Genomic DNA, 18,668 nt, shown 5'->3' on the forward strand with positions numbered 1-18,668 from the left:
TTAGCCGCCAGACTTTAATTCGAATGCCGATCCGTCTGCCCCGCCTCGAACCGCCGCGCCAGTCCGATCAGCGCGCGATCGTGCCAGGCCGGCGCCAGCAGGGTCACGCCCATGGGCATGCCGTTTGGCAATTTCGCATTCGGAACGGCGACGCCGCAGAGATCGAGTAGATTGGCAAAGTACGAGTAGTAGCCCAGACGATTGTTGAGGGTGATCGGATCACGATGCATCTCCTCCAGTGTGAACGGCCGCGGTGCAGTCGGAACCACCAGGGCATCGATGCCGGCAAAGATTGCTTCGGCGTCGCGGCGAAGCCGGTGCAGCCGGTGAATGGCACCAAACGTGTCGATCGCCGAATAGCCGGCGGCTGAGTCCAGCACGGTCCTCGTGACATCAAGCAAGGAGCCGGATTGCACGTCGATGAGCGAAGCGATGGCAGAGTGCCTCTCCGCGACCCAGGGACCGCTGAACATCAACTCCCCGGCCTGGCGGAATGGGGCGAAGTCCACCTCGATCGCCGTTCCTCCGATATGAGAAAAAAGCTCGCAGGCGCTCTCGTAAAGTTCGCCGCATTCCGACATGCCGAAGCATTCGAGATCCGCGGGCGCAACGCGGCCGAACCGGAATGATGCCGCCGCCCCGTTGGCGGGGAAAAAGGTTCTGGGCAGGCGACTGTAGGGATCTTCGAAATCAAACCCTTCGATGACGTCGAGGATTGCCTCGCCGTCGCTGACGGTATTGCAGAATACCGAAACGCAATCGATCGTCGGACAGTTCGGCACCAGGCCACGTGATGACACCAGCCCAACGGTCGGCTTGATTCCGACGATGTTGTTGAACCCGGCAGGTATGCGCCCCGAGCCGCCGGTATCGGTGCCGAGCGCAAAGGCGACGTGCCCGGCCGCCACGGCGACGGCGGACCCGGAACTGGAGCCGCCCGCAACATAGCGCGCATCGGCAACCGACGCGCAGGGGCCATGGGGCGACCGCACGCCGGATAGGCCTGTGGCGAACTGATCGAGATTGGTCTTTCCGAGGCAAATTGCGCCGGCCGCGATGAGGCGTTCGACGCTATGCGCGGAATGCCAGGGCGTATAGCTGAACGCCGGACATGCGGCAGTGGTCGGCATTCCCGCGACGTCGATATTGTCCTTCACACCAAATGGAATGCCGAGCAGCGGAAGATTTTCGCCCGTCCGCGCGCGCGCCACCAGCTTATGACATTCTTCGAGTGCCTCCTGCCGCGGGCGAAGATAGATCCAGCAATTGCGGTCGCGCTCCGCCTCGATCCGGTCATACGCCGTTCCGATCGCCTCCAGCAGCAGGGACGAACTCCTGGCAATGCCTTCGTAGTTTGTCCTGAGGCGCGCGACACACTGGCTCACGGAATATCTCCTCATCCGACCCGGCAGGCGCGAAATTGCGGCAGCTCTGCGCGGCCAACAAGCAATTAAGTGCTTCGCCCAAATGGCCGCCTGACCGGAAACGCGCCGCTCAAACAAAAAGGGCGCCGTGCCGAAGCACGACGCCCTCGTTTGTCGCTATACGCGCGATCAGTTGGTCTGCTGGATCGCCGACAGTTCCCAGGCGCCGCCCGGACGTCGGGCAAAGGTCCAGACTTCGGTGGCCTCGCCCGGCTGCTCGCTGCCGGCGACAATTGCGCCGGTATTGCGGTCGAGCGTCTTGTCGGTGAGCGCGAAGCGCAGCGCCACCGTCGCGTAATCGGTCTCGCCTTCGCGCCAGGATTCCGCGAGGTCGCCCTGCATCAGCTTCACATCGCTGACCTTGTTGACGACGTTCCGCGCACGGTTCTGGCCGAGGTCCTGCTCGAAATAGGAGACCATTTCCGGCGTCGCCAGCGTGTGCAGCTTGGCCACGTCCTCGTTGGACCAGGCGGACTGGACGTCGCCGAGCAGGCGCTCGAACGCCTCATAGTCGTCCGGCTTGATCTCGAGCGGTGCGTTGTTGGCGCCGAAGCCGAAGCCGCCGCCAAGACCGCCACCAAGGCCACTACGGTTGTTCGCCTGCGGTCCCGGACCGGCACCGGCTTCAGCGTTGGCATAGGCCGCCTGCGGGGTGTGGCGGCGCTGCCACCAGGACATCGCCAAGCGAACCACGAGCACCACGAGCACGATCTGGATGATCAGGCCGATGATCGACGACATGCCGCCGAGGCCGCCGAACAGGCCACCGCCGAACAGCATGCCGAGCAGGCCTGCGCCGAGGAAGCCGGCCGCAAGGCCGCCCATGAAGCCGCCGGCCCGGCCGAACAGGCCGCCGCGCGCGGGTGCGGCGGCAGCCGAATTCATGCCTGCGCCCGGCTGGGTGTAGGTCCGATTGAACTGCGAGGTCGAGCCCGGCGCGGTCGTGGTCGACGGCGGGGCCGAATAGGTGCGTGAACCGCGCGAACCCGACGACATGCCGCCACCGACGCGCGCGTCGGCGGACGAGATCGCCAGCGCAGTCGGCAGCGCAAGCGCCAGCACGACGGCAATCGTCTTGAAGATGCTGCGGGAGCGTTGCGAGAAATTCATGTTCGTTTCCCAGATCCCCGGCATGGGGACGTGTCCCTAACATGGGCAGCCTTCCGTAAAAAGGAAGCCACTATCGGAACTTATGGCTGCGGCCCTCAGTCGCGGGGATGTGGCAAAAGCCCATATTTGGCGGCGGCTTGGCCGGGTGTGCAAAGGAGCCGCGGTCGCGGGTTACCGGTCGCTTTGGCGACGGGAATTCCGCTTTGCCGTCATCATTGCGTTGAGGCCCTCACCCCGCCTTCGCCATCGTCTCCTTCACGGCCGCCACGAGCTGGCTGAGCGTGAACGGCTTGGGCAGGAAGTCGAACTGCTGGCCTTCGGGCAGGCTCTTCTCGAACGCGTCTTCGGCGTAACCGGAGACGAAGATGAACTTGATGTCGGGGTTCTTCTCGCGCATCGCCTTGAGCAGTGTCGGGCCGTCCATCTCCGGCATCACGACGTCGGACACGACGAGATCGATTCCGCCGCTCTGTTCTTCCAGCACCTCCAACGCCTCGACGCCATTCTCGGCCTCGACCACGGTGTAGCCGCGAGAGCGCAGACCGCGTGCGTTGAGCGCGCGCAGGCCCTCTTCGTCCTCGACCAGGAGGATGGTGCCCTGTCCGGTGAGATCGGTGCGGGGCTTGGCGTCCGCCGCAGGCCCGGCGTCCTTCGCGGCACCATTGCTGGCGCCAACGACCGGCGCCGGCTGCTCGACCTGCACCTCCGGCTCGGCATGATGGCGCGGCAGGAAGATGTGGAACGAGGTGCCCTGCCCCGGCTCCGAGTCCACGTAAATGAATCCGCCGGTCTGCTTGACGATGCCGTAGACAGTGGAGAGCCCGAGGCCGGTGCCCTTGCCGACTTCCTTGGTCGAGAAGAACGGCTCGAAGATCTTGTCGCGGATATCGGCGGGGATGCCGGTACCGGTGTCGGCGACCTCGATCCGCACGTAGTCCGCGGCCGGCATGCCCTTGTAGGCCAGCCTGGCCGCTTCCTCGGTGGTGACGTTGGCGGTGCGGATGATCAGCTTGCCGCCGTCGGGCATGGCGTCGCGCGCGTTGACCGCGAGGTTGACGATGACCTGCTCGAACTGGGAGACGTCGACCTTGACCGGCCAGAGATCGCGGCCGTGGATGGTCTCATGCTTCACCTTCTCGCCGATCAGGCGGCGCAGCAGCATGGCGAGGTCGGAGAGCGCATCGCCGAGGTCGAGCACCTGCGGCCGCAGCGTCTGCCGCCGCGAGAACGCCAGCAACTGCCGCACCAGCGTGGCGGCCCGCGTCGCGTTCTGCTTGATCTGCATGATATCCTGGAACGACGGGTCGGTCGGCTTGTGCGCGTTCAGCAGGAAGTCGTTCGCCATCATGATGGCGGAGAGCACGTTGTTGAAGTCGTGGGCGATGCCGCCGGCGAGCTGGCCGACCGTCTCCATCTTTTGCGACTGGTTGATCTGGTTTTCCAGCGCGCGCCGCTCGGTGGTCTCGAGCATGTGCACGATGGCGACTTCCGCATCGTTCTCGGCCGCGTCCACCGGCGTAACGAAGAACTGGCCCCAGCGCTCTTTGGTTCCTTCGAGCGCCACTTCGACCGGCGCGACGTCGGCTTGGCCCTCCGCGGCCTGATTGATGGCCGCGATCAAAAGGTGCCGGTCGCGCGAATTGACCGCGCGGAAGATCGACTTGCTGGCGCTATCGAGCCCCAGCGCCTGCCCGAGCTTGGCGTAGCGCGCATTGGCGCGCACGACGTTGCCGCCGCGGTCGACGGTGGCGATCGCCATCGGGGTATGGTCGAAGAAGCGCATGAAGCGCACTTCGGCGGCGCGATCCGGATCGCTGCGCTCGTCGCGGGCACGGCTGATCACCAGCGTTCGCGACGGGCCCGGCGCGCCGTCGGCGCCGAAGGCGAGCTTGTGATAGAGCCGCACCGGCATGGTCTTGCCGGTGCGCATGCGCAGGTCGATGTCGAAGACTTCCGTCTTGACTTCGCCCGGCACCGCCACGATCGCCGTGAGCAGCGAAGCGCCATCGCCGGAGACGATGTCGGTGAGCTTCAGCCCGCCCGAGCCGATCTCGGCGAGGTCGTAGTCGAGCCAGTTCGCCAGCGTCGCGTTGACGTAAGCGAGCTCCCCGGCCGGATTGACCGAGAAGAAACCGCAGGGCGCGTGATCGAGATATTCGATCGCGTGCTGGAGTTCCTGGAACACGTCCTCCTGGCGCTCGCGGTCGCGGGTGATGTCGGCGATCGACCACACTGCGTATCTCGTCTCGCGCTTGCCGGTGCCGAGGGGCCGCACCCGCATGCGCAGCCAGCGGCCCTGGCTGCCGTCATTGCCGGAGATGCGCACCTCTTCCTGCTGCCGCTTGCCTTCGCGCGCGGCTTTCAACAGGCGGAACACCGCCTCGGAGACGTCGGGGTTGCCGATGAAGACGCGCTCCACGGGGCGCACGTCCTGCGGGCCGGCGGCGCCGGTCAGCGTCAGATAGGCCGCATTGGAATAGACCACATGGCCGCGCGGGTCGGTCACGGCGAGGCCGTCGAAGGCGTGGTCGGCGATGCGCCCCATCACGGGATCGTCGAGATTGCGATCGACGAAGCGGATGATGCCGGCGGCGAAGGCAAACAGGTTGAACAGGCCGACCATCGCCAGCACGGCGAGGATGCCGAGAATATAGGGCTGGGCCTGCGCGCGCCCGAGCGTCATCAGCCCGACGGCGACGGCGACGAGGCCGGCAGCCACCAGCAGCACCAGCGCAATGCTGCCCGAGCGCGGCGACGGCTCGTGCGCCGCAACGGGCTCGCGTGTGAGGTCGTGGTCGGTCTCGGCAGTCATCTCAAGCTGGCACAGCCTGTCGGCAGAGAATCAACGCGCTACAGGGCGCGCAGGGTCCTCCCTGCCTGAATCGGACCCGCAGGCGCAAGGGCAGCAGGGGCGAAAGGTACGCTGATTCCCAGATTACGGCCATTTCCAGTACTTTTCAGGGGTTTTATTGCCGGCTGGCGCCAAATCCGCTCTTCAGACGCATGACGTAGCCGATGACTTCGGCCACCGCATGGTAGTGCTCGGTCGGGATTTCCTCGTCGATCTCGACGGTGGCGTAGAGCGCGCGGGCGAGCGGCACGTTCTCGACGATCGGGATGTCGTGCTCGCGCGCGATCTCCCGGATCTTGAAAGCGAGGTTGTCGACGCCCTTGGCGACGCAGATCGGCGCAGACATGCCGCGCTGGTAGGACAGCGCGATCGAATAGTGGGTCGGGTTGGTGATGATCACAGAGGCCTTGGGAACCGCCGCCATCATGCGCTTCTTGGAGCGCTGCTGGCGCAGTTGCCTGAGCTTGCCCTTGATGTGCGGATCGCCTTCGGACTGCTTGTACTCTTCCTTGATCTCCTGGAGCGACATCTTCTGCCGCTGGAACCAGCTGCGATACTGGAAGAAGTAGTCGCCGATGGCGATGATCGCGAGCGCCGCAACCACCGCGCCGAGCAGGTGAATGGTCAGGCTGGTGGTGGCGCCGAGCATGGCGGCCGGATCGAGCCTGACCATCGCCTCCATGCGATGCCGTTCCGGCCACAGGATCGTGGTCATGACCGCGCCGAGCACGATCAGCTTGCCGAGACCCTTGAGGAAGTTTGCCGCCGCTTGCTTGCCGAAGATGCGCTTGAGGCCTTCGGCAGGCGACAGCTTGCTGAACTTGGGCTTGAGGGATTCGGCCGACCAGACCAGGCGGTGCTGCAGCATGTTGCCGGCAATTGCCGCCAGCACCAGCATCAGCAGCGGCACGCCCATCGCCGCCAGCACCGCGACTTCGATCTGCTGCATCAGGGCGAGCAGCGCCCTGCCGTCGGTCTTGATCATCCAGGAATTGGCGATCAGGTTGCGCATCGGCGCCAACAGCCCGCTGCCGACCGATCCGGAGAAGCTCGAGACCACGAGCGTGGCGCCCGCGATCATGAACCAGGTGTTGATCTCCTGGCTCTTGGCGACGTCACCGCGTTCGAGCGCCTCTTCGAGACGTTTTTGCGTCGGGTCTTCTGTTTGACTCTCTGGATCGTTGTCTTCCGCCATCGATCACCCGGTCACTTGAGTGGCATCATCTGGTGCATGACACCGATGAAATAGTCGAGATAGGTGCCCATCATCGCCGTGAGCACGACGGCGAGCACCAGGAAGCCGGCGAAGATCGAGAGCGGCACGCCTACGAAATAGACCTGCATCTGCGGCATCAGCCGCGCCAGCACGCCGAGCCCGATGTTGAAGACGAGGCCGAACACCAGGAACGGGCCGGAAAGTTGCAAGCCGAGGCGGAACGCGGCGGCAAAGGCGCGCGTCGCCAGCGCGGCGATATCGCCGCTCGACACCGTCTCGCCCGGCGCGAAGATCGTGTAGCTGTCATTCAGTGCCGCGATCACCAGATGATGGCTGTCGGTGGCGAACAGCAGCGTGACCCCCAGTATCGTCAGGAAGTTACCGACCAGCACGCCCTGCTGCCCTTGCGTCGGATCGACCGAGGTGACGAAACCTAGCCCCATCTGCTGTGCGATCACGGAACCGGCAACCTGGAGCGCCGACAACGTCACCCGCGCGGTCGCCCCCAGCACGATGCCGATCACAATCTCATGCAGCATCAGCACCAGCAGCGGCGCGATCGAGCCCATGTCGACCTGATAGGCGTTGCGATGCAGCGGCAGGATGATCAGCGTGAGCAGCAGCGCGATCGACAGTTTGATCCGTGTCGGGATATTGGTCTCGCCCAGCCCCGGCAACAGCATCACCATCGCGCCGACCCGGGCAAAGGCGAGCATGAAGGAGGCGGCAAGCGCCGGCAGCAGCGAGACGTCGATGCGCATGACGGGCGCATTGTGCCTCAGCCGCCGATGATTCGCGACGATATCCGCAGCATGTGGGAATGCAGCGCGTCGGCCATGAACGGCAAGGCCAACAGCATGGTGGCAAAGATGGCCAGGATCTTCGGCACGTAGATCAGCGTCTGCTCCTGGATCTGCGTCAACGCCTGGAACAGCGACACGACGACGCCGACCACGAGGCCGACCACCATCAGTGGCGACGACACGATCACGATGGTCCAGATCGCATCGCGCGCGACGTCGAGGGTTTCCGGTCCGGTCATTCGCAGTTCCTTTATTCAAGTCTCATCCGCACCGCTCGGTGAGGACGACACGAAGCTCTCCTCGTCATTGCGAGCGAAGCGAAGCAATCCAGACTGCCACCGCGGAAGATTTTGGATTGCTTCGCTACGCTCGCAAGGACGACCGAGAAAATCAGATCGGCATCTTCATGATGTCTTCATAGGCCGCGATCACGCGGTCGCGGACCGAGACCAGCGTGGACACGGCGACGTCGGTGTCTGCGACCGCCGTCACCACGTCCATCACGTTGGCCTTGCCGGCGGCCATCGCCACCGTCTGCGCATCGGATTTGCGGCCGGACTCCAGGACGCTGCCGACAGTGTCTTTCAGAAGAGAGGCGAAGGACTGCCCGCTCGGTTCGCTGCCCTTGCCGGCACCGCTGTTCTCCAGCACGCGGGCGAGGTTTGCATAGGCGTTGGCGGCAATTGTCGGTGTTGCCATGGTTCAAATGTCCTGTTCAGCTCTTGAGGATGTCGAGGGTGCGCTGGATCATCCGGCGCGTCGCGCTGATGATGTTGAGATTGGCCTCGTAGGACCGCTGCGCGTCGCGCATGTCGGTCATCTCGACCACCGAGTTCACGTTGGGATATTTGACGTTGCCGGTCGCATCCGCCGCCGGATTGTTCGGCTCGTATTTGGTGCGGAAATTGGACTGGTCGGGTTTGATCCTGCCGAGGGTGACGACCTGCGCGTCGAGTGTGCGGTCGAGCGCGGAGGAGAAGGTCGGCACCTTGCGCCGGTAAGGATCGCCGCCAGCGCTTTGTGAGGTCGAATCCGCGTTTGCGATGTTCTCCGAGATCACCCGCATGCGCCCGGCCTGCGCCCGCAGACCGGAGGTCGCGATCGCCATCGAACGGGCAAAGTCGCTGCTGTCATTCGCCATGATGCGCTTCCTCTAGCTCTAGCCTTTGCCGATCGCGGTCTTGAGCAGGTGCAGGCTCTTCGAATAGAGCGAGGTCGCCGCCGCATAATCCATCTGGTTGCTGGCGGCCTTCATCATCTCCTCTTCGAGATTGACGGCGTTGCCCGCGGGGCGGGTCTCAAAACCCGCATTCTTGTTCTGGTCGAATCCGGAAGCCGCGCCTGACGGCGCCATGTGGGAACCGCTGGTGCGGGTGAGCGTCAGGGGGCCCATCGAACCCGTGACGGCCCCGCTCTTGTCCAGCTTCGGCTCGACCAGGTCGCGCGGCCGGAATTTGGGCGTGTCGGAATTGGAGACGTTCTCGGACAGGACGCGCTGGCGCTCCTGGTGCCATTGCATCTTGGTGCGAAGCGCCGATAGCACCGGAAGATCGTTGATGGACATCGTTGCGGCTCCTTCCGCCTCGCAGGACCCATGGTCCGAAGCTAGGCAGAATTTGCCGCCTGTATGGTTAACAGCTGGTTAAGGAGTCGTAGGCAGTTGTCCCCCGCCGGGACACGAATGCGCCCACCCCGTGATTCTACGCCTCCAAAAGCGGCATTAACCCAACCGCTTGGCGGTGCGTACACAGGCCAAGAAGTCGTTTTGGATCGAGCGATTCATGGGTTATTAAGAGTTGGGGACGGCAAAACTTGCCGTGGGACGTTAAGAAATCGCAGTTTGGGCAACGTAAGCCGGTGGTTGGCGCATCTGACCACGGGCCCGAGAAAAGCGCCATTTGTCGGGGACAAGTATGCAAGGCAGCCCTATCACCTTCATCGTCGCGTTCATCGTCGTTCTGGCGTTGATCGGCGTCGCTGCATGGCTGGTTCGCCGATTCGCCACCAGCCGGCTCGGCGCCAACACCCAGCGCGGCCGGATGCCCCGGCTCGCCGTGATCGATGCCGCCGCGGTCGACGGCCGCCGCCGTCTGGTGCTGGTCCGGCGTGACAATGTCGAGCATCTTCTGATGATCGGCGGCCCCACCGACATCGTCGTCGAACCCAACATCGTGCGTGCAGCGCCCGGCCGCGACCAGCTCCCGCAGCGTCCCAATGCCGCCGAGCCGCCGCGTCTTGCACCGATGCATGATTCCAGCAGCTGGGCCGACGAAGCACCGCGGCCCGAACTGCTCGATCATCCCGAGCAGCAAATGCCCGAGCCGCCACCGCGGCCCGCGCGCCCCTCCTTTGCCGACGAGGTGCGCCGGCCCGCTCCCGGGCTGGCCGAACGCCGCAACGAGCCGCCACTGGCCGGCTTCGGCTCCGAGCCGATCGCGCCGCGCCCCGAGCGCGAGCTGCGTCCCGAACCTATTCCGCCGCGCGTTGGGCGCAACGAACCCCCGCTGATGCCGCGTCCGCCGCGCCAGAGCGAGCCGGTGAAAGCGCCTCCAGTGCGCGCCGAGCGCGTAGCCGCGCCTCCTCCTCCGCCTGTGCCGCAGGCTCCGCCCGTTCCGCCGCCGGCACCCGCTCCTGCGGCGCCATCGAGCGCCGAGCAGAATCTCGCCGAGATGGCGCAGCGGCTCGAAGCTGCGCTGCGCCGCCCCGCCGGCGAGACGCTTGCCCCTCCGGTCGCCCCGGAGCCCCCGGCCGCTCCTCCGCGTGTGGCCCGTAGCGAGCCGGCACCAGCGGCCCCTCCCGCAAAGCCGGCTCCGGAAAAGACCAGCTTTGAAAATCTCGAAGACGAGATGGCCTCGTTGCTCGGCCGTCCGAAGCCGTCTTCGTGAGGCTGCCGGCCCTCCCGCGTAGAGTTTTTCTTCTTTCTGTCCTGATCGGCGCGGCTTCGCTCGCGATGCCGGCGCATGCGCAGGACATCAGCATCAATCTCGGCGGCGGAGGCGCTGGCGGGGGCGGCGTCACCGAGCGCGCGATCCAGCTGATCGCGCTGCTGACGGTGCTGTCGATCGCACCGTCGATCCTGATCATGATGACGTCGTTCACGCGCATCGTGGTCGTGCTGTCGCTGCTGCGCACCGCGATGGGCACAGCGACCGCCCCGCCGAACTCGGTGATCATCGCGCTGGCGATGTTCCTCACCTTCTTCGTGATGGGACCGGTCCTGCAGAAATCCTACGACGAAGGCATCCGTCCGCTGGTCGCCAATCAGCTCGGCGTCGAGGACGCGCTTCAGCGCGCCTCCGTCCCCTTGCGCGGCTTCATGCAAAAGAACGTGCGCGAGAAGGACCTCAAGCTGTTCCTGGATCTCTCCGGCGAGCCGCCGCCCGCGACCCCCGACGAGCTCGGCTTACGCATCCTCGTCCCCGCTTTCATGATCTCGGAGCTGAAGCGTGCTTTCGAGATCGGTTTTCTGCTGTTCCTTCCCTTCCTGATCATCGACCTCGTCGTCGCTTCCGTGCTGATGTCGATGGGCATGATGATGCTGCCGCCCGCGACCATCTCGCTGCCGTTCAAGCTGATCTTCTTCGTGCTGGTCGACGGCTGGTCGTTGGTGGCGGGGAGCCTGGTGCAGAGTTACGGGGGCTAGCGGGCCTGGGGAGCGGTCACAGACCCCATCCCCTCTGGCCCGAGGTTTGTAGGCGTGCACTTCAGCTTACCAGCGCAAGGCGGACCGTGAGCGCCTTCGGCGGTTCGTGACATACCGGAATATGCTCAGGTTGCGCAATTCAATGGGTCGTTGATATGATGGTTATCATTCATTGATCCGAAGCGGCTTATGACCAGCAACGTCGAAAACCGTCCGCTCGCTCGAGCCGTGCCGCTTGGTCTTCAGGTCGCCGTTCTTGCTGCGTTGTCTGCGAGTGGCACGTTGGCCACCAACATCCTGTTGCCTTCGCTACCGAGTATCGCCGTCGCGGTAGGCGTCTCCAGCGCTCAGGTAACGTCAGCTATCACCATATTCCTCGCCATGTTCGCGGTCGGACAACTTGTTGTCGGCCCGTTGTCGGACCGTTTCGGCCGGCGCGTACCCGTGATGATCGGGTTTGCTGTATTTTTCGCAGGTAGCATATGGTGCGCGTTAGCCAATGATTTGGCGGCACTATTGATTGGTCGCGTTGTGCAGGCCGGTGGCGCATGTGCCACGTCTGTCCTTTCGCGAGCTATCGCAAGAGATCTTTTCCAGGGCGAAAAGCTCGCGCGCGTGCTCACCTTTGTTATGGTTGCGATGGCAGCGGCGCCCGGATTCTCGCCCCTGGTCGGTGGCGCGCTGGATCATTTTTTTGGCTGGCGTTCAGCATTTGTGTTCGTCGGAATCTTCGCCGTCGTCGCCGCTTCAGCATTTCTTGCGGCTTTCGGAGAAACGCACCACGCGCCACGCGCCGAGTTCAATTCCTCGACGATCGCCAAGAATTACTGGTCGCTATCGACTGACCGCCGTTTCTTGGTTCCTGCCGCAACTGTTAGCCTCATCTTAGGTGCGCTGTTTGCAATGTTTTCGGCGTTGCCGCGTGTCTTGATAGAAGGCCTCGACTTCACGCCCATGCAACTCGGCCTGTTCTTCGCAGGCACTGTCATGATCGTCTTTAGCGCTGGCATTATCGCTACAAAAATTGTTCCGCATCTTGGTCTCGACCGATCGATTTGCATCGGCCTCGCGCTGGCCTGTGTCGGTGGCGGCATGGTGTTGCTATTCGCGCTTTTCGACGGGCGCTTTTTGCCATTTCTTGTCGGCGCATGCGTATTCCTGCTAGGCATGGGCATGGTCAATCCGCTCTGCAGTGCGCAAGCTCTTTCGCCATTCGGCGATCGCGCCGGTGCTGCCTCGGCCCTGTTGGGTTTCTGGCAGATGTTGGCCGCGGCGCTGGGGGTATCGCTTGCGGCGGTGATCGCAAGGAACCCCATGATCGGGCTTGGTCTCGTGCTAGTGCTTGCCTCGACCTTGGCCTCGGCAATCTATCAGGTGCGGGTAAAGCTCAACTAAGCCCGTTAAGATCGCTTCCTGGCCCTTAGCTGCTTCCCTGTTTCTACGCCCTAAGGTCTTTCTCACAATGGACCTGGAGCCCTCAGCCGACTAGCAAAGGCAAACGGGCCATGTCCGGTCTCAAAGACTGAATGGACGTGGCCTAGGTCCGCGGGGCTGATCGGGTTGATGAGTACGCGCCCCTGGGCGATAGTCTTCGGACCCTGCCCGTCACTCCGAGGAGTTTGCTCACGGGCACCTGTCGCGAGGCCCAGAAGGAGCAGCGATCCTACCGCGTCATCTTGATCTGCCGCACCACCGGGATCGTGGGCAGCGAGCCGGTGTGGTCGGACTGGTCCTTGGCCTGCGGCGAGGCCGGCGCCCGGGCGGTGGCATCGGGGAAACGCTGCTTCATCTCGCGCAGGAAGCCGTCGAGCGTGTCGACGCTGGCAGCCAGCTTGGCGATATCGGCGAATTCAGCGCTGGAGGCGCCGGTCGGTTTGCTCGCGATGTCGAAGGCGAGCCGATCGGCGCTCTCGCTCATCAGCGGCGCATATTTCTCGCGGAAGCGCGACATGCCGATCGAGTCGTCGGCGAGCGCATAACCGACGGCGGCGCGGATGATATCGCTTTTCTCCACCGCATTGAGCGGCTTGAAGTCGCGGAAGCGCTCGCCGTAATAGAGCTCGATCTGCTCGGCGGACTCGCGCCAGCGCCGCGCCGCCCAGAAGATGTCCGAGCGCAAACGCAGCACCTCGCGCCCTGTAACGTTGGAGACGATGTCGAGCGCAAGATCGTGACGGCCGACGTCGCTCTGCGCACGCCCCTCCAGCAGCAGGCGTTGCTGCCTGAGCTCGCCTGAGAGGTCGCTGATGCGGCTCGCGCGCAACGCCGTGATCGCCATGTCGGGTCTGCGGTTGGCGAGATAGATCATGGAGAGGCGCGCGGCGACTTGTGCACGCGCCGCGCCTTCGAGGCGGTGGTCGACCTGGTACTGCAGGAGCTCGGCGGCCTGGTCGAGCAGATCGATCGAGGCGAGACGGTCGGAGAGGCGCCGGATCAGTTCGTCGCCGCGGCGGCCGATCGGCGTCAGCTCGCGGAACTCGTAGAACATCCCCAGCGCTTCGATCGGCGGCAGCTCGTCGCCCTTGGGGCCCAGGAAGATCTGCGTGAACAGGTCGGAGGCGAGGTCCTGCGCCTGGCGCGAGGCTTCTGCGTTCGGCTGCAGCTTTGTCGCGGTACGCGCCGCGGTGAGCGCGTCCCGGTAGCGTCCGTTCTCCGCGAACATCTGCGACAGCATCTGGAGCGTCTTGACCTCGATCGAATCGCCGCGCCAGGTCATCGAGAGCGTTTCGAGCTCGCGCAGCGCGTCTTCCTTGCCGATCTCGTCGCGCTTCTGCCGCAGCGCGACCTCGAGCTGCTTGGCCTCGGCCGCAGCCGGCCGGTCCGACGAGCCGACCGCGAACTTGTAGTCGTCGAGCGCGTCCTTGTCGTGGCCGAGCGCCTCGGCGAGCCGGCCGCGCAGCACGGCGAAGCCGGGCGCGGCCTCGGGCGAAACGCCGACCACCTCGAGCTCGCTGCGGCGCTTGGAGGCGCCGGCATAGTCCTTCACCTCGAGCGACGCGCGCATCGCCTCCATCGTCACGATGCGCTGGATGTCGAGCGGCAGCGAGGCGATGGCGAATTCGACGTTCTTGAACTTCTCGCGCGCGTCCGCCCATTTGCCCTGGCGCGCATAGGCGAGCGCCTTCCAGAGCTGGGAATCGTGGCTGTTGCCGATCACGGGATTGGCGAGGTCCTTCAGGCCCTGTGCCGGCCGGCCGATCAGGATGCTCGCGATCGCATGCATGATCAGCGCACCGCTCTCCTCCTTGTTGAGGGGGTCGGCCAGCATCAATTCGGTGACGGCCTTGGCCTCGTGATACATCGCGCGCGACATGTAGAATTGCGCGAGGTCGAGCCGCGGCAGCGAACGCATCGCCGGTTCGACGCTGGAGATCGCGGTGATCAGGTCGTTCTGGCGCGCGATGAAATTTTCCGACTGGCCCTTGCGCCAGCCTTCCGGGCTGAAGACCGGCCGCACTGCGGTCGGCGCGCGCTCGGCCGAGATGTCGACTGGCGACAGCGTCAGCCCGCCCTTCTTGCCAAGGATGACCTTGTCGGCCCCGACCTCGACGCCGACCTCGTCGGAATTCGGCCGGATCGCGATGCCATGCGCGGATTCCAGCAGCGCGAGATCGACAAGGTCCTGCCGCTTGATGAAGCCGCGCACCGGCCGCTGCGCGGTGACGACATAAAGCGTGTCGCCTGCATCGGGATCGGTGAGCTTGTGCAGGAGCCCCGGATTGGCGAAGGGGATCGCGATGTTGGCGAGCGCTGGGTCGGTGATGTTGCGCGAGATCATCAGCGGCAGCGGCGTCGCCTGGATTTTGTCGGCGAGGGTCAAGAGCCAGTTGGTCTGCTTGCCGACCTCCTCGCTTGTCAGCGAATAGACCAGCGGACGGGTGAGACGGATGCGCACCGCCTGTCCCTTCTCGAGCGGGACGCGGCCGACCTCGCCGATCATCGCACCGCCCCTGGTGCGGATCGCCTCGAGGTCGATCGGCTTCGCCGTGTCGAACACCAGCCAGACGGTGTCGCCACGGCGGAAAGCCGCCGCAGGCGTTGCGACCTGAAGCGGGAAGGTCACGCGCAGGCCGTCGCTGTCGCGGCGGACATCGACGCTGGCACCAGTCGGCTGCGGCGCGGCGGGCGCCTCTGCTGGCGCGGCCTTGACCGGCTCCTTGACGGGCTCCTGGGCAGCTTCCTTCACGGCCTCTTGAGGCGCTTCGGCCATGACCGGCTTTGCAGGCGCGACCTCAGTTTCTGCAACTGGCGCGACAGTCTTTGAAACTTCCTTGGGCGCTTCCTTGAGCGCTTGCGCAGCGTGCGCGGCTTCGGACGCAGGAGCCGGCATCGGCTTCGGCGCTTCAGCAGGCTGCATGGCGGCGGGTGCTTCCGGCTTCACCTCGGGCTTGACGTCGATCCTGGCTTCGCGCGCGATCGTCTCGGACGTCGGTGGCGCGATCTCGCGCTGCGCCTCCTTCGGCTTCTCGACCGCCGGCTTCTCGGGCGCAGGCGCCGGTCCATGAGCGGCGGGCTTGGCCTGCGCGATCGCAGCCTCCGCCGACGCGGCCATCTTGCCCTTGTCCGGCTGGAAGGAGATGTCGACGACGTAGTTCTTCTCGTCGCGGAACGAATGCACGTCGGAATCGCCGATCAGCGCAATCTCGACACTGGTCTGGTCGATATCGGCCTTCTGCTTGATCGAGGCGACGTTCGGCGGCGCCGCGACGACCGCGTCCGCCAGATCGAAATTGAGGTTGGCGTTGAAGGCGAGCGTGAGCTTCTGCTCGTTGAGCACGGAGGATACCCCGACTCCGTCGGGCATCTCGAACACGAAGCGGACGAAGGTCGGCTGCACCGAGGCGCGCACGCGGATCTGCGGACGCTTCTTGCTCTCCGCCGCGGCGCGCTGGGCGCGCAGCGCGCGTTCGGCGACGCGCGCGCGCTCGGCGAGTTCCTTGACCACGTCCATCGGCAGGCTCGGCGGCGGCCCCTTCCAACCCTCCGGCAAGAGGTCGATGAAGGTGCGTTCGCCGGCATTCATGGTGTTGACCGTGACGCGCCGCGCCAGCGACAGGCGGATGGCGCCGCCATCGGGATCGCGGCGGGCGGAGTTGACGTAGTCGGGCGCGCCTTCCGGGACGCGGTCGACGGGAACGTCGACCGGCCGGTCGAAACGGATGACGAGAATGGAGCCGGCCGTCGTCACCTCGGAGGGGACGTCCTCTCCGAGCTTGATCACGAGACGGGCAAAGCCGCCGCCGGCCGAGAAAGTCGCCTCGCCCCGGATAGCATCGGCCGCCGGGACAGGCGCCGTGAAGCCGATCAGCAGGCCGGCTGCCAGCAGCGGCGCCGCGCAGACATGACGCGACAGGCCCTGCGCCAAAGCGCGGGCTCGCGACCACAATCCATCGGCAGCCTTCTGCGCCATTGGCAGCATTTCTTCCGGTCTGACAATCCAAGCCGGCCATCGCGCCGGCCGGTGCCATTGACTGTAGGTCTCGCCAATTAAGGACTTGTTAATGCTATATTTTGATTGGGGCCGCACGCCCTGCCGGATCGAGCGTGGTCGGCCCCCAGCTTTGGAGTTGAGACGCAGGCGGTTAAGGAGTTGTTAACACCCACGCAACAGCGCCGCCGCGATTTGTCAATCGTTAGACGGCACTCCATAGCGGGCAAAGTCCTCGCCAATTCCAGCGTCGATTCTTCTTGCCGCGCTAATATCGCTATCGCCGCCAGCTCTGTCGCCGAGCTTAAGTCTGGCAACTCCGCGGCCATAGAGCGCATGTGCCAGCTTGGGCGCGAACCGCAGCGCAAAATTGTAGTCGTCGATAGCCGCGGAGAATTGCCCCATTTTCAGGTTTATCAGAGCTCGCGAATCGTATGTTGCGGCGTTTTTTGATCCCGATTCAAGCGCCCTATCGCAGTCTACCAGCGCGGCCCGCAAGGCGCCGAGGACGGCTCGGGCCCAACAGCGTCCGCTCCACACCGCCTCCAGATTCGGATCGAGGCGAATTGCTTCATCATAGTCCTGCGTTGCACGGTCGTACGCATTCCTCTTCAGGTAGGCTGCCGCACGGTTGGCAAAAGCAGCGCCATAGTTTGGGTTGAGCTTGAGCGCCTCCCCAAAAGCGACAAGGGCCAGGTCGTGCGCGCCTTTCCTCAGATAAGCCACGCCGAGGTTGTTGAAAGCTTTCGCATAATCTGGATTGAGCCTGGTCGCTTCAACCAAATCACTGATCGCGCGTTCATAGTCGGTTTTGGCGCTGTAGGCATTGCCCCTGTTGTTGTGAGCGACAGCGAAGCCGTTCGCCGTCCCCTCGCCCGCATCGATGAACGCCGTGCAGCCATCGATCCGAGCTTCGGGCAATACGCGATCTGAGCCGTTACACAGTTCAACATTCTTGAGCGAACTGACCTTCTTCGGCTTCTGCGCTAAAGCCGACGGACCGGACAGCACAATGACGAAAATGAGCATCACCGTCTTGATGACACTGGCTCTTGCGATCATTTTCAAACCAAGCGTCTGACTGCGTGAACGAAGGGCTAACCCTGGGGCTCTCTGCCCGGCCGGCATTGCGGGTATCACGGCGCTTCGGAACGAGCAAAGTTCTCAACATCCCCGACAGATGTTGAGTCTGCGGTTGCTGCTTCGATCGGGCTCCGCTGCTGCGGATGCCGGCGGCTTCTTCAGGAGCTTGCTTTTGCCCTCTTCGATCAGGGTCGAGAATTTGACTGACCCATCATCCGAAATCTCGATATGCGGCGTCGTGCCTCGGATTCCTAGCGTGGCGACGGGAGTATCGACCTTCATGTCGCCGGTCTTTGCGACACTGCCAGCGACAAACGTGAACGTTCCCCTGGTGAGATTGAACAGCGTCGCATTAGACTTGCCGTCCGGCTCGTACACATAATGATCCAACACCATACGGGCATTGCTCGACAGATTGAACGAGGTGCCGTCCGTAAAGTTGATGCCGATTCGGCCGTCGGCCCCGGTCCGCACCACGTCACCGAGATATACGGGATCACCCGTGTTGGCCCGGCCGGGCTCACCCGAGACATTCGCCTGAACGATCACTGCGCCCGCATGCTCGATCGAGACCGAGCCTGTGGCCGCCACTACCTTACCAATGGGTTTCGATGACGAGCTAACGACGGCGGGCTTGGCGGAATCGATTTGCGCTCGAGCCGCACTCGGCAGGAAACCGACAAGCGCCAAAACAAAGCTGGTCGCCAATGCGGCTATCATAGATCTGCACATGATCCACCCTTTCTGAGAAGATCTGTCGCTGTCGTCGGCCCATTTTTTGAACCGCGAAGCCAAGCTGCCACAAAATATAATATATAATTCTTGTTTAATTTGTTTTATCATTTTAATTTATCTCCAGGGTGACGGAAACGCCACAAATTAAATTCTCCGCGTTTGTAAATTTAATCACTTTTTGGGAGGGCAGGGCACGGCGGGGATCGGAAGTACGCGTCGCTGTTCGCTGCGCAATGCGCCTCTCTCTAGAGCAGACTTGATTAGTTTGACGGGCAAGCCTTGGGCTGCTGGCGCCCAGGATATTTGTTGTCCCTAGGCGAGGACGGAGCCGAGCAAGACCATGGCAGCGCGCCGAGCCTGAATCGATCACCCAAG

Annotated in this window: 15 protein-coding genes; 3 read left to right on the forward strand and 12 right to left on the reverse strand. The window is 64.0% G+C overall.

Going from position 1 to position 18,668, the window contains the following annotated elements:
* Positions 1-14 precede the first annotated feature (14 nt).
* The 9 genes from atzF to flgB form a co-directional block, all read right to left on the reverse strand.
* A complete protein-coding gene (gene atzF / locus AC0L3P_RS09110) occupies positions 15-1,502 on the reverse strand; it encodes an allophanate hydrolase (protein WP_473301649.1) in 1,488 nt (495 codons plus the stop codon).
* Between the two features lie 51 nt (positions 1,503-1,553).
* Positions 1,554-2,558 (reverse strand): Tim44 domain-containing protein, encoded by a 1,005-nt coding sequence (locus AC0L3P_RS09115; RefSeq protein WP_275170016.1) that lies wholly within the window; start codon positions 2,556-2,558, stop codon positions 1,554-1,556.
* A 205-nt stretch (positions 2,559-2,763) separates the two neighbouring features.
* Positions 2,764-5,346: a cell cycle histidine kinase CckA gene (cckA, locus tag AC0L3P_RS09120; RefSeq protein ID WP_275170015.1), complete on the reverse strand. Its 2,583-nt coding sequence runs from the start codon at positions 5,344-5,346 to the stop codon at positions 2,764-2,766.
* A gap of 154 nt (positions 5,347-5,500) precedes the next feature.
* On the reverse strand, positions 5,501-6,580 hold the full coding sequence (gene flhB / locus AC0L3P_RS09125) for a flagellar biosynthesis protein FlhB (RefSeq protein WP_473301650.1): 1,080 nt from the start codon (positions 6,578-6,580) through the stop codon (positions 5,501-5,503).
* An 11-nt stretch (positions 6,581-6,591) separates the two neighbouring features.
* On the reverse strand, positions 6,592-7,362 hold the full coding sequence (gene fliR / locus AC0L3P_RS09130) for a flagellar biosynthetic protein FliR (RefSeq protein WP_275170013.1): 771 nt from the start codon (positions 7,360-7,362) through the stop codon (positions 6,592-6,594).
* Between the two features lie 17 nt (positions 7,363-7,379).
* Entirely contained in the window at positions 7,380-7,643 is a 264-nt protein-coding gene (fliQ, locus tag AC0L3P_RS09135; protein WP_007612284.1) for a flagellar biosynthesis protein FliQ, read from the reverse strand.
* Between the two features lie 151 nt (positions 7,644-7,794).
* Complete coding sequence (gene fliE, locus AC0L3P_RS09140; protein ID WP_007612285.1) at positions 7,795-8,103, reverse strand: flagellar hook-basal body complex protein FliE; 309 nt, start codon at positions 8,101-8,103, stop codon at positions 7,795-7,797.
* A gap of 16 nt (positions 8,104-8,119) precedes the next feature.
* The gene (gene flgC / locus AC0L3P_RS09145; protein WP_027567607.1) at positions 8,120-8,545 is read right to left on the reverse strand and encodes a flagellar basal body rod protein FlgC; all 426 of its coding nucleotides are present in this window, start codon (positions 8,543-8,545) and stop codon (positions 8,120-8,122) included.
* Between the two features lie 18 nt (positions 8,546-8,563).
* A complete protein-coding gene (flgB, locus tag AC0L3P_RS09150; protein WP_354058150.1) occupies positions 8,564-8,968 on the reverse strand; it encodes a flagellar basal body rod protein FlgB in 405 nt (134 codons plus the stop codon).
* 349 nt (positions 8,969-9,317) lie between these two features.
* Between flgB and AC0L3P_RS09155 the strand changes: the two genes are divergently transcribed.
* From AC0L3P_RS09155 to AC0L3P_RS09165, 3 genes are all read left to right on the forward strand, one after another.
* Positions 9,318-10,289 (forward strand): flagellar biosynthetic protein FliO, encoded by a 972-nt coding sequence (locus AC0L3P_RS09155; RefSeq protein ID WP_473301651.1) that lies wholly within the window; start codon positions 9,318-9,320, stop codon positions 10,287-10,289.
* Complete coding sequence (gene fliP / locus AC0L3P_RS09160; protein WP_035994574.1) at positions 10,286-11,047, forward strand: flagellar type III secretion system pore protein FliP; 762 nt, start codon at positions 10,286-10,288, stop codon at positions 11,045-11,047. Before AC0L3P_RS09155 ends, fliP begins: the two co-directional genes overlap by 4 nt.
* A gap of 189 nt (positions 11,048-11,236) precedes the next feature.
* A complete protein-coding gene (locus tag AC0L3P_RS09165; protein WP_473301652.1) occupies positions 11,237-12,442 on the forward strand; it encodes a multidrug effflux MFS transporter in 1,206 nt (401 codons plus the stop codon).
* Between the two features lie 268 nt (positions 12,443-12,710).
* Here the strand turns inward: AC0L3P_RS09165 and AC0L3P_RS09170 are convergent, their stop codons facing one another.
* The 3 genes from AC0L3P_RS09170 to AC0L3P_RS09180 form a co-directional block, all read right to left on the reverse strand.
* Positions 12,711-16,457, reverse strand: coding sequence for a tetratricopeptide repeat protein (locus tag AC0L3P_RS09170; RefSeq protein WP_473301653.1), 3,747 nt, complete (start codon positions 16,455-16,457; stop codon positions 12,711-12,713).
* A 216-nt stretch (positions 16,458-16,673) separates the two neighbouring features.
* Positions 16,674-17,537, reverse strand: coding sequence for a tetratricopeptide repeat protein (locus tag AC0L3P_RS09175; protein WP_473301675.1), 864 nt, complete (start codon positions 17,535-17,537; stop codon positions 16,674-16,676).
* A 102-nt stretch (positions 17,538-17,639) separates the two neighbouring features.
* On the reverse strand, positions 17,640-18,401 hold the full coding sequence (locus AC0L3P_RS09180; RefSeq protein ID WP_473301654.1) for a FecR family protein: 762 nt from the start codon (positions 18,399-18,401) through the stop codon (positions 17,640-17,642).
* Positions 18,402-18,668: the final 267 nt, after the last annotated feature.

Source organism: Bradyrhizobium sp. WSM4874 (genome assembly GCF_055811835.1).

Bases quoted from the DNA above. Each gene is read 5' to 3' on its own strand.
- AC0L3P_RS09115 (WP_275170016.1), bottom strand. From the start codon at position 2,558: ATGCCGGGGATCTGGGAAACGAACATGAATTTCTCGCAACGCTCCCGC.
- cckA (WP_275170015.1), bottom strand. From the start codon at position 5,346: ATGACTGCCGAGACCGACCACGACCTCACACGCGAGCCCGTTGCGGCG.
- flhB (WP_473301650.1), bottom strand. From the start codon at position 6,580: ATGGCGGAAGACAACGATCCAGAGAGTCAAACAGAAGACCCGACGCAA.
- fliR (WP_275170013.1), bottom strand. From the start codon at position 7,362: ATGCGCATCGACGTCTCGCTGCTGCCGGCGCTTGCCGCCTCCTTCATG.
- fliQ (WP_007612284.1), bottom strand. From the start codon at position 7,643: ATGACCGGACCGGAAACCCTCGACGTCGCGCGCGATGCGATCTGGACC.
- fliE (WP_007612285.1), bottom strand. From the start codon at position 8,103: ATGGCAACACCGACAATTGCCGCCAACGCCTATGCAAACCTCGCCCGC.
- flgC (WP_027567607.1), bottom strand. From the start codon at position 8,545: ATGGCGAATGACAGCAGCGACTTTGCCCGTTCGATGGCGATCGCGACC.
- flgB (WP_354058150.1), bottom strand. From the start codon at position 8,968: ATGTCCATCAACGATCTTCCGGTGCTATCGGCGCTTCGCACCAAGATG.
- AC0L3P_RS09155 (WP_473301651.1), top strand. From the start codon at position 9,318: ATGCAAGGCAGCCCTATCACCTTCATCGTCGCGTTCATCGTCGTTCTG.
- AC0L3P_RS09165 (WP_473301652.1), top strand. From the start codon at position 11,237: ATGACCAGCAACGTCGAAAACCGTCCGCTCGCTCGAGCCGTGCCGCTT.
- AC0L3P_RS09170 (WP_473301653.1), bottom strand. From the start codon at position 16,457: ATGGCGCAGAAGGCTGCCGATGGATTGTGGTCGCGAGCCCGCGCTTTG.
- AC0L3P_RS09175 (WP_473301675.1), bottom strand. From the start codon at position 17,537: ATGATCGCAAGAGCCAGTGTCATCAAGACGGTGATGCTCATTTTCGTC.
- AC0L3P_RS09180 (WP_473301654.1), bottom strand. From the start codon at position 18,401: ATGATAAAACAAATTAAACAAGAATTATATATTATATTTTGTGGCAGC.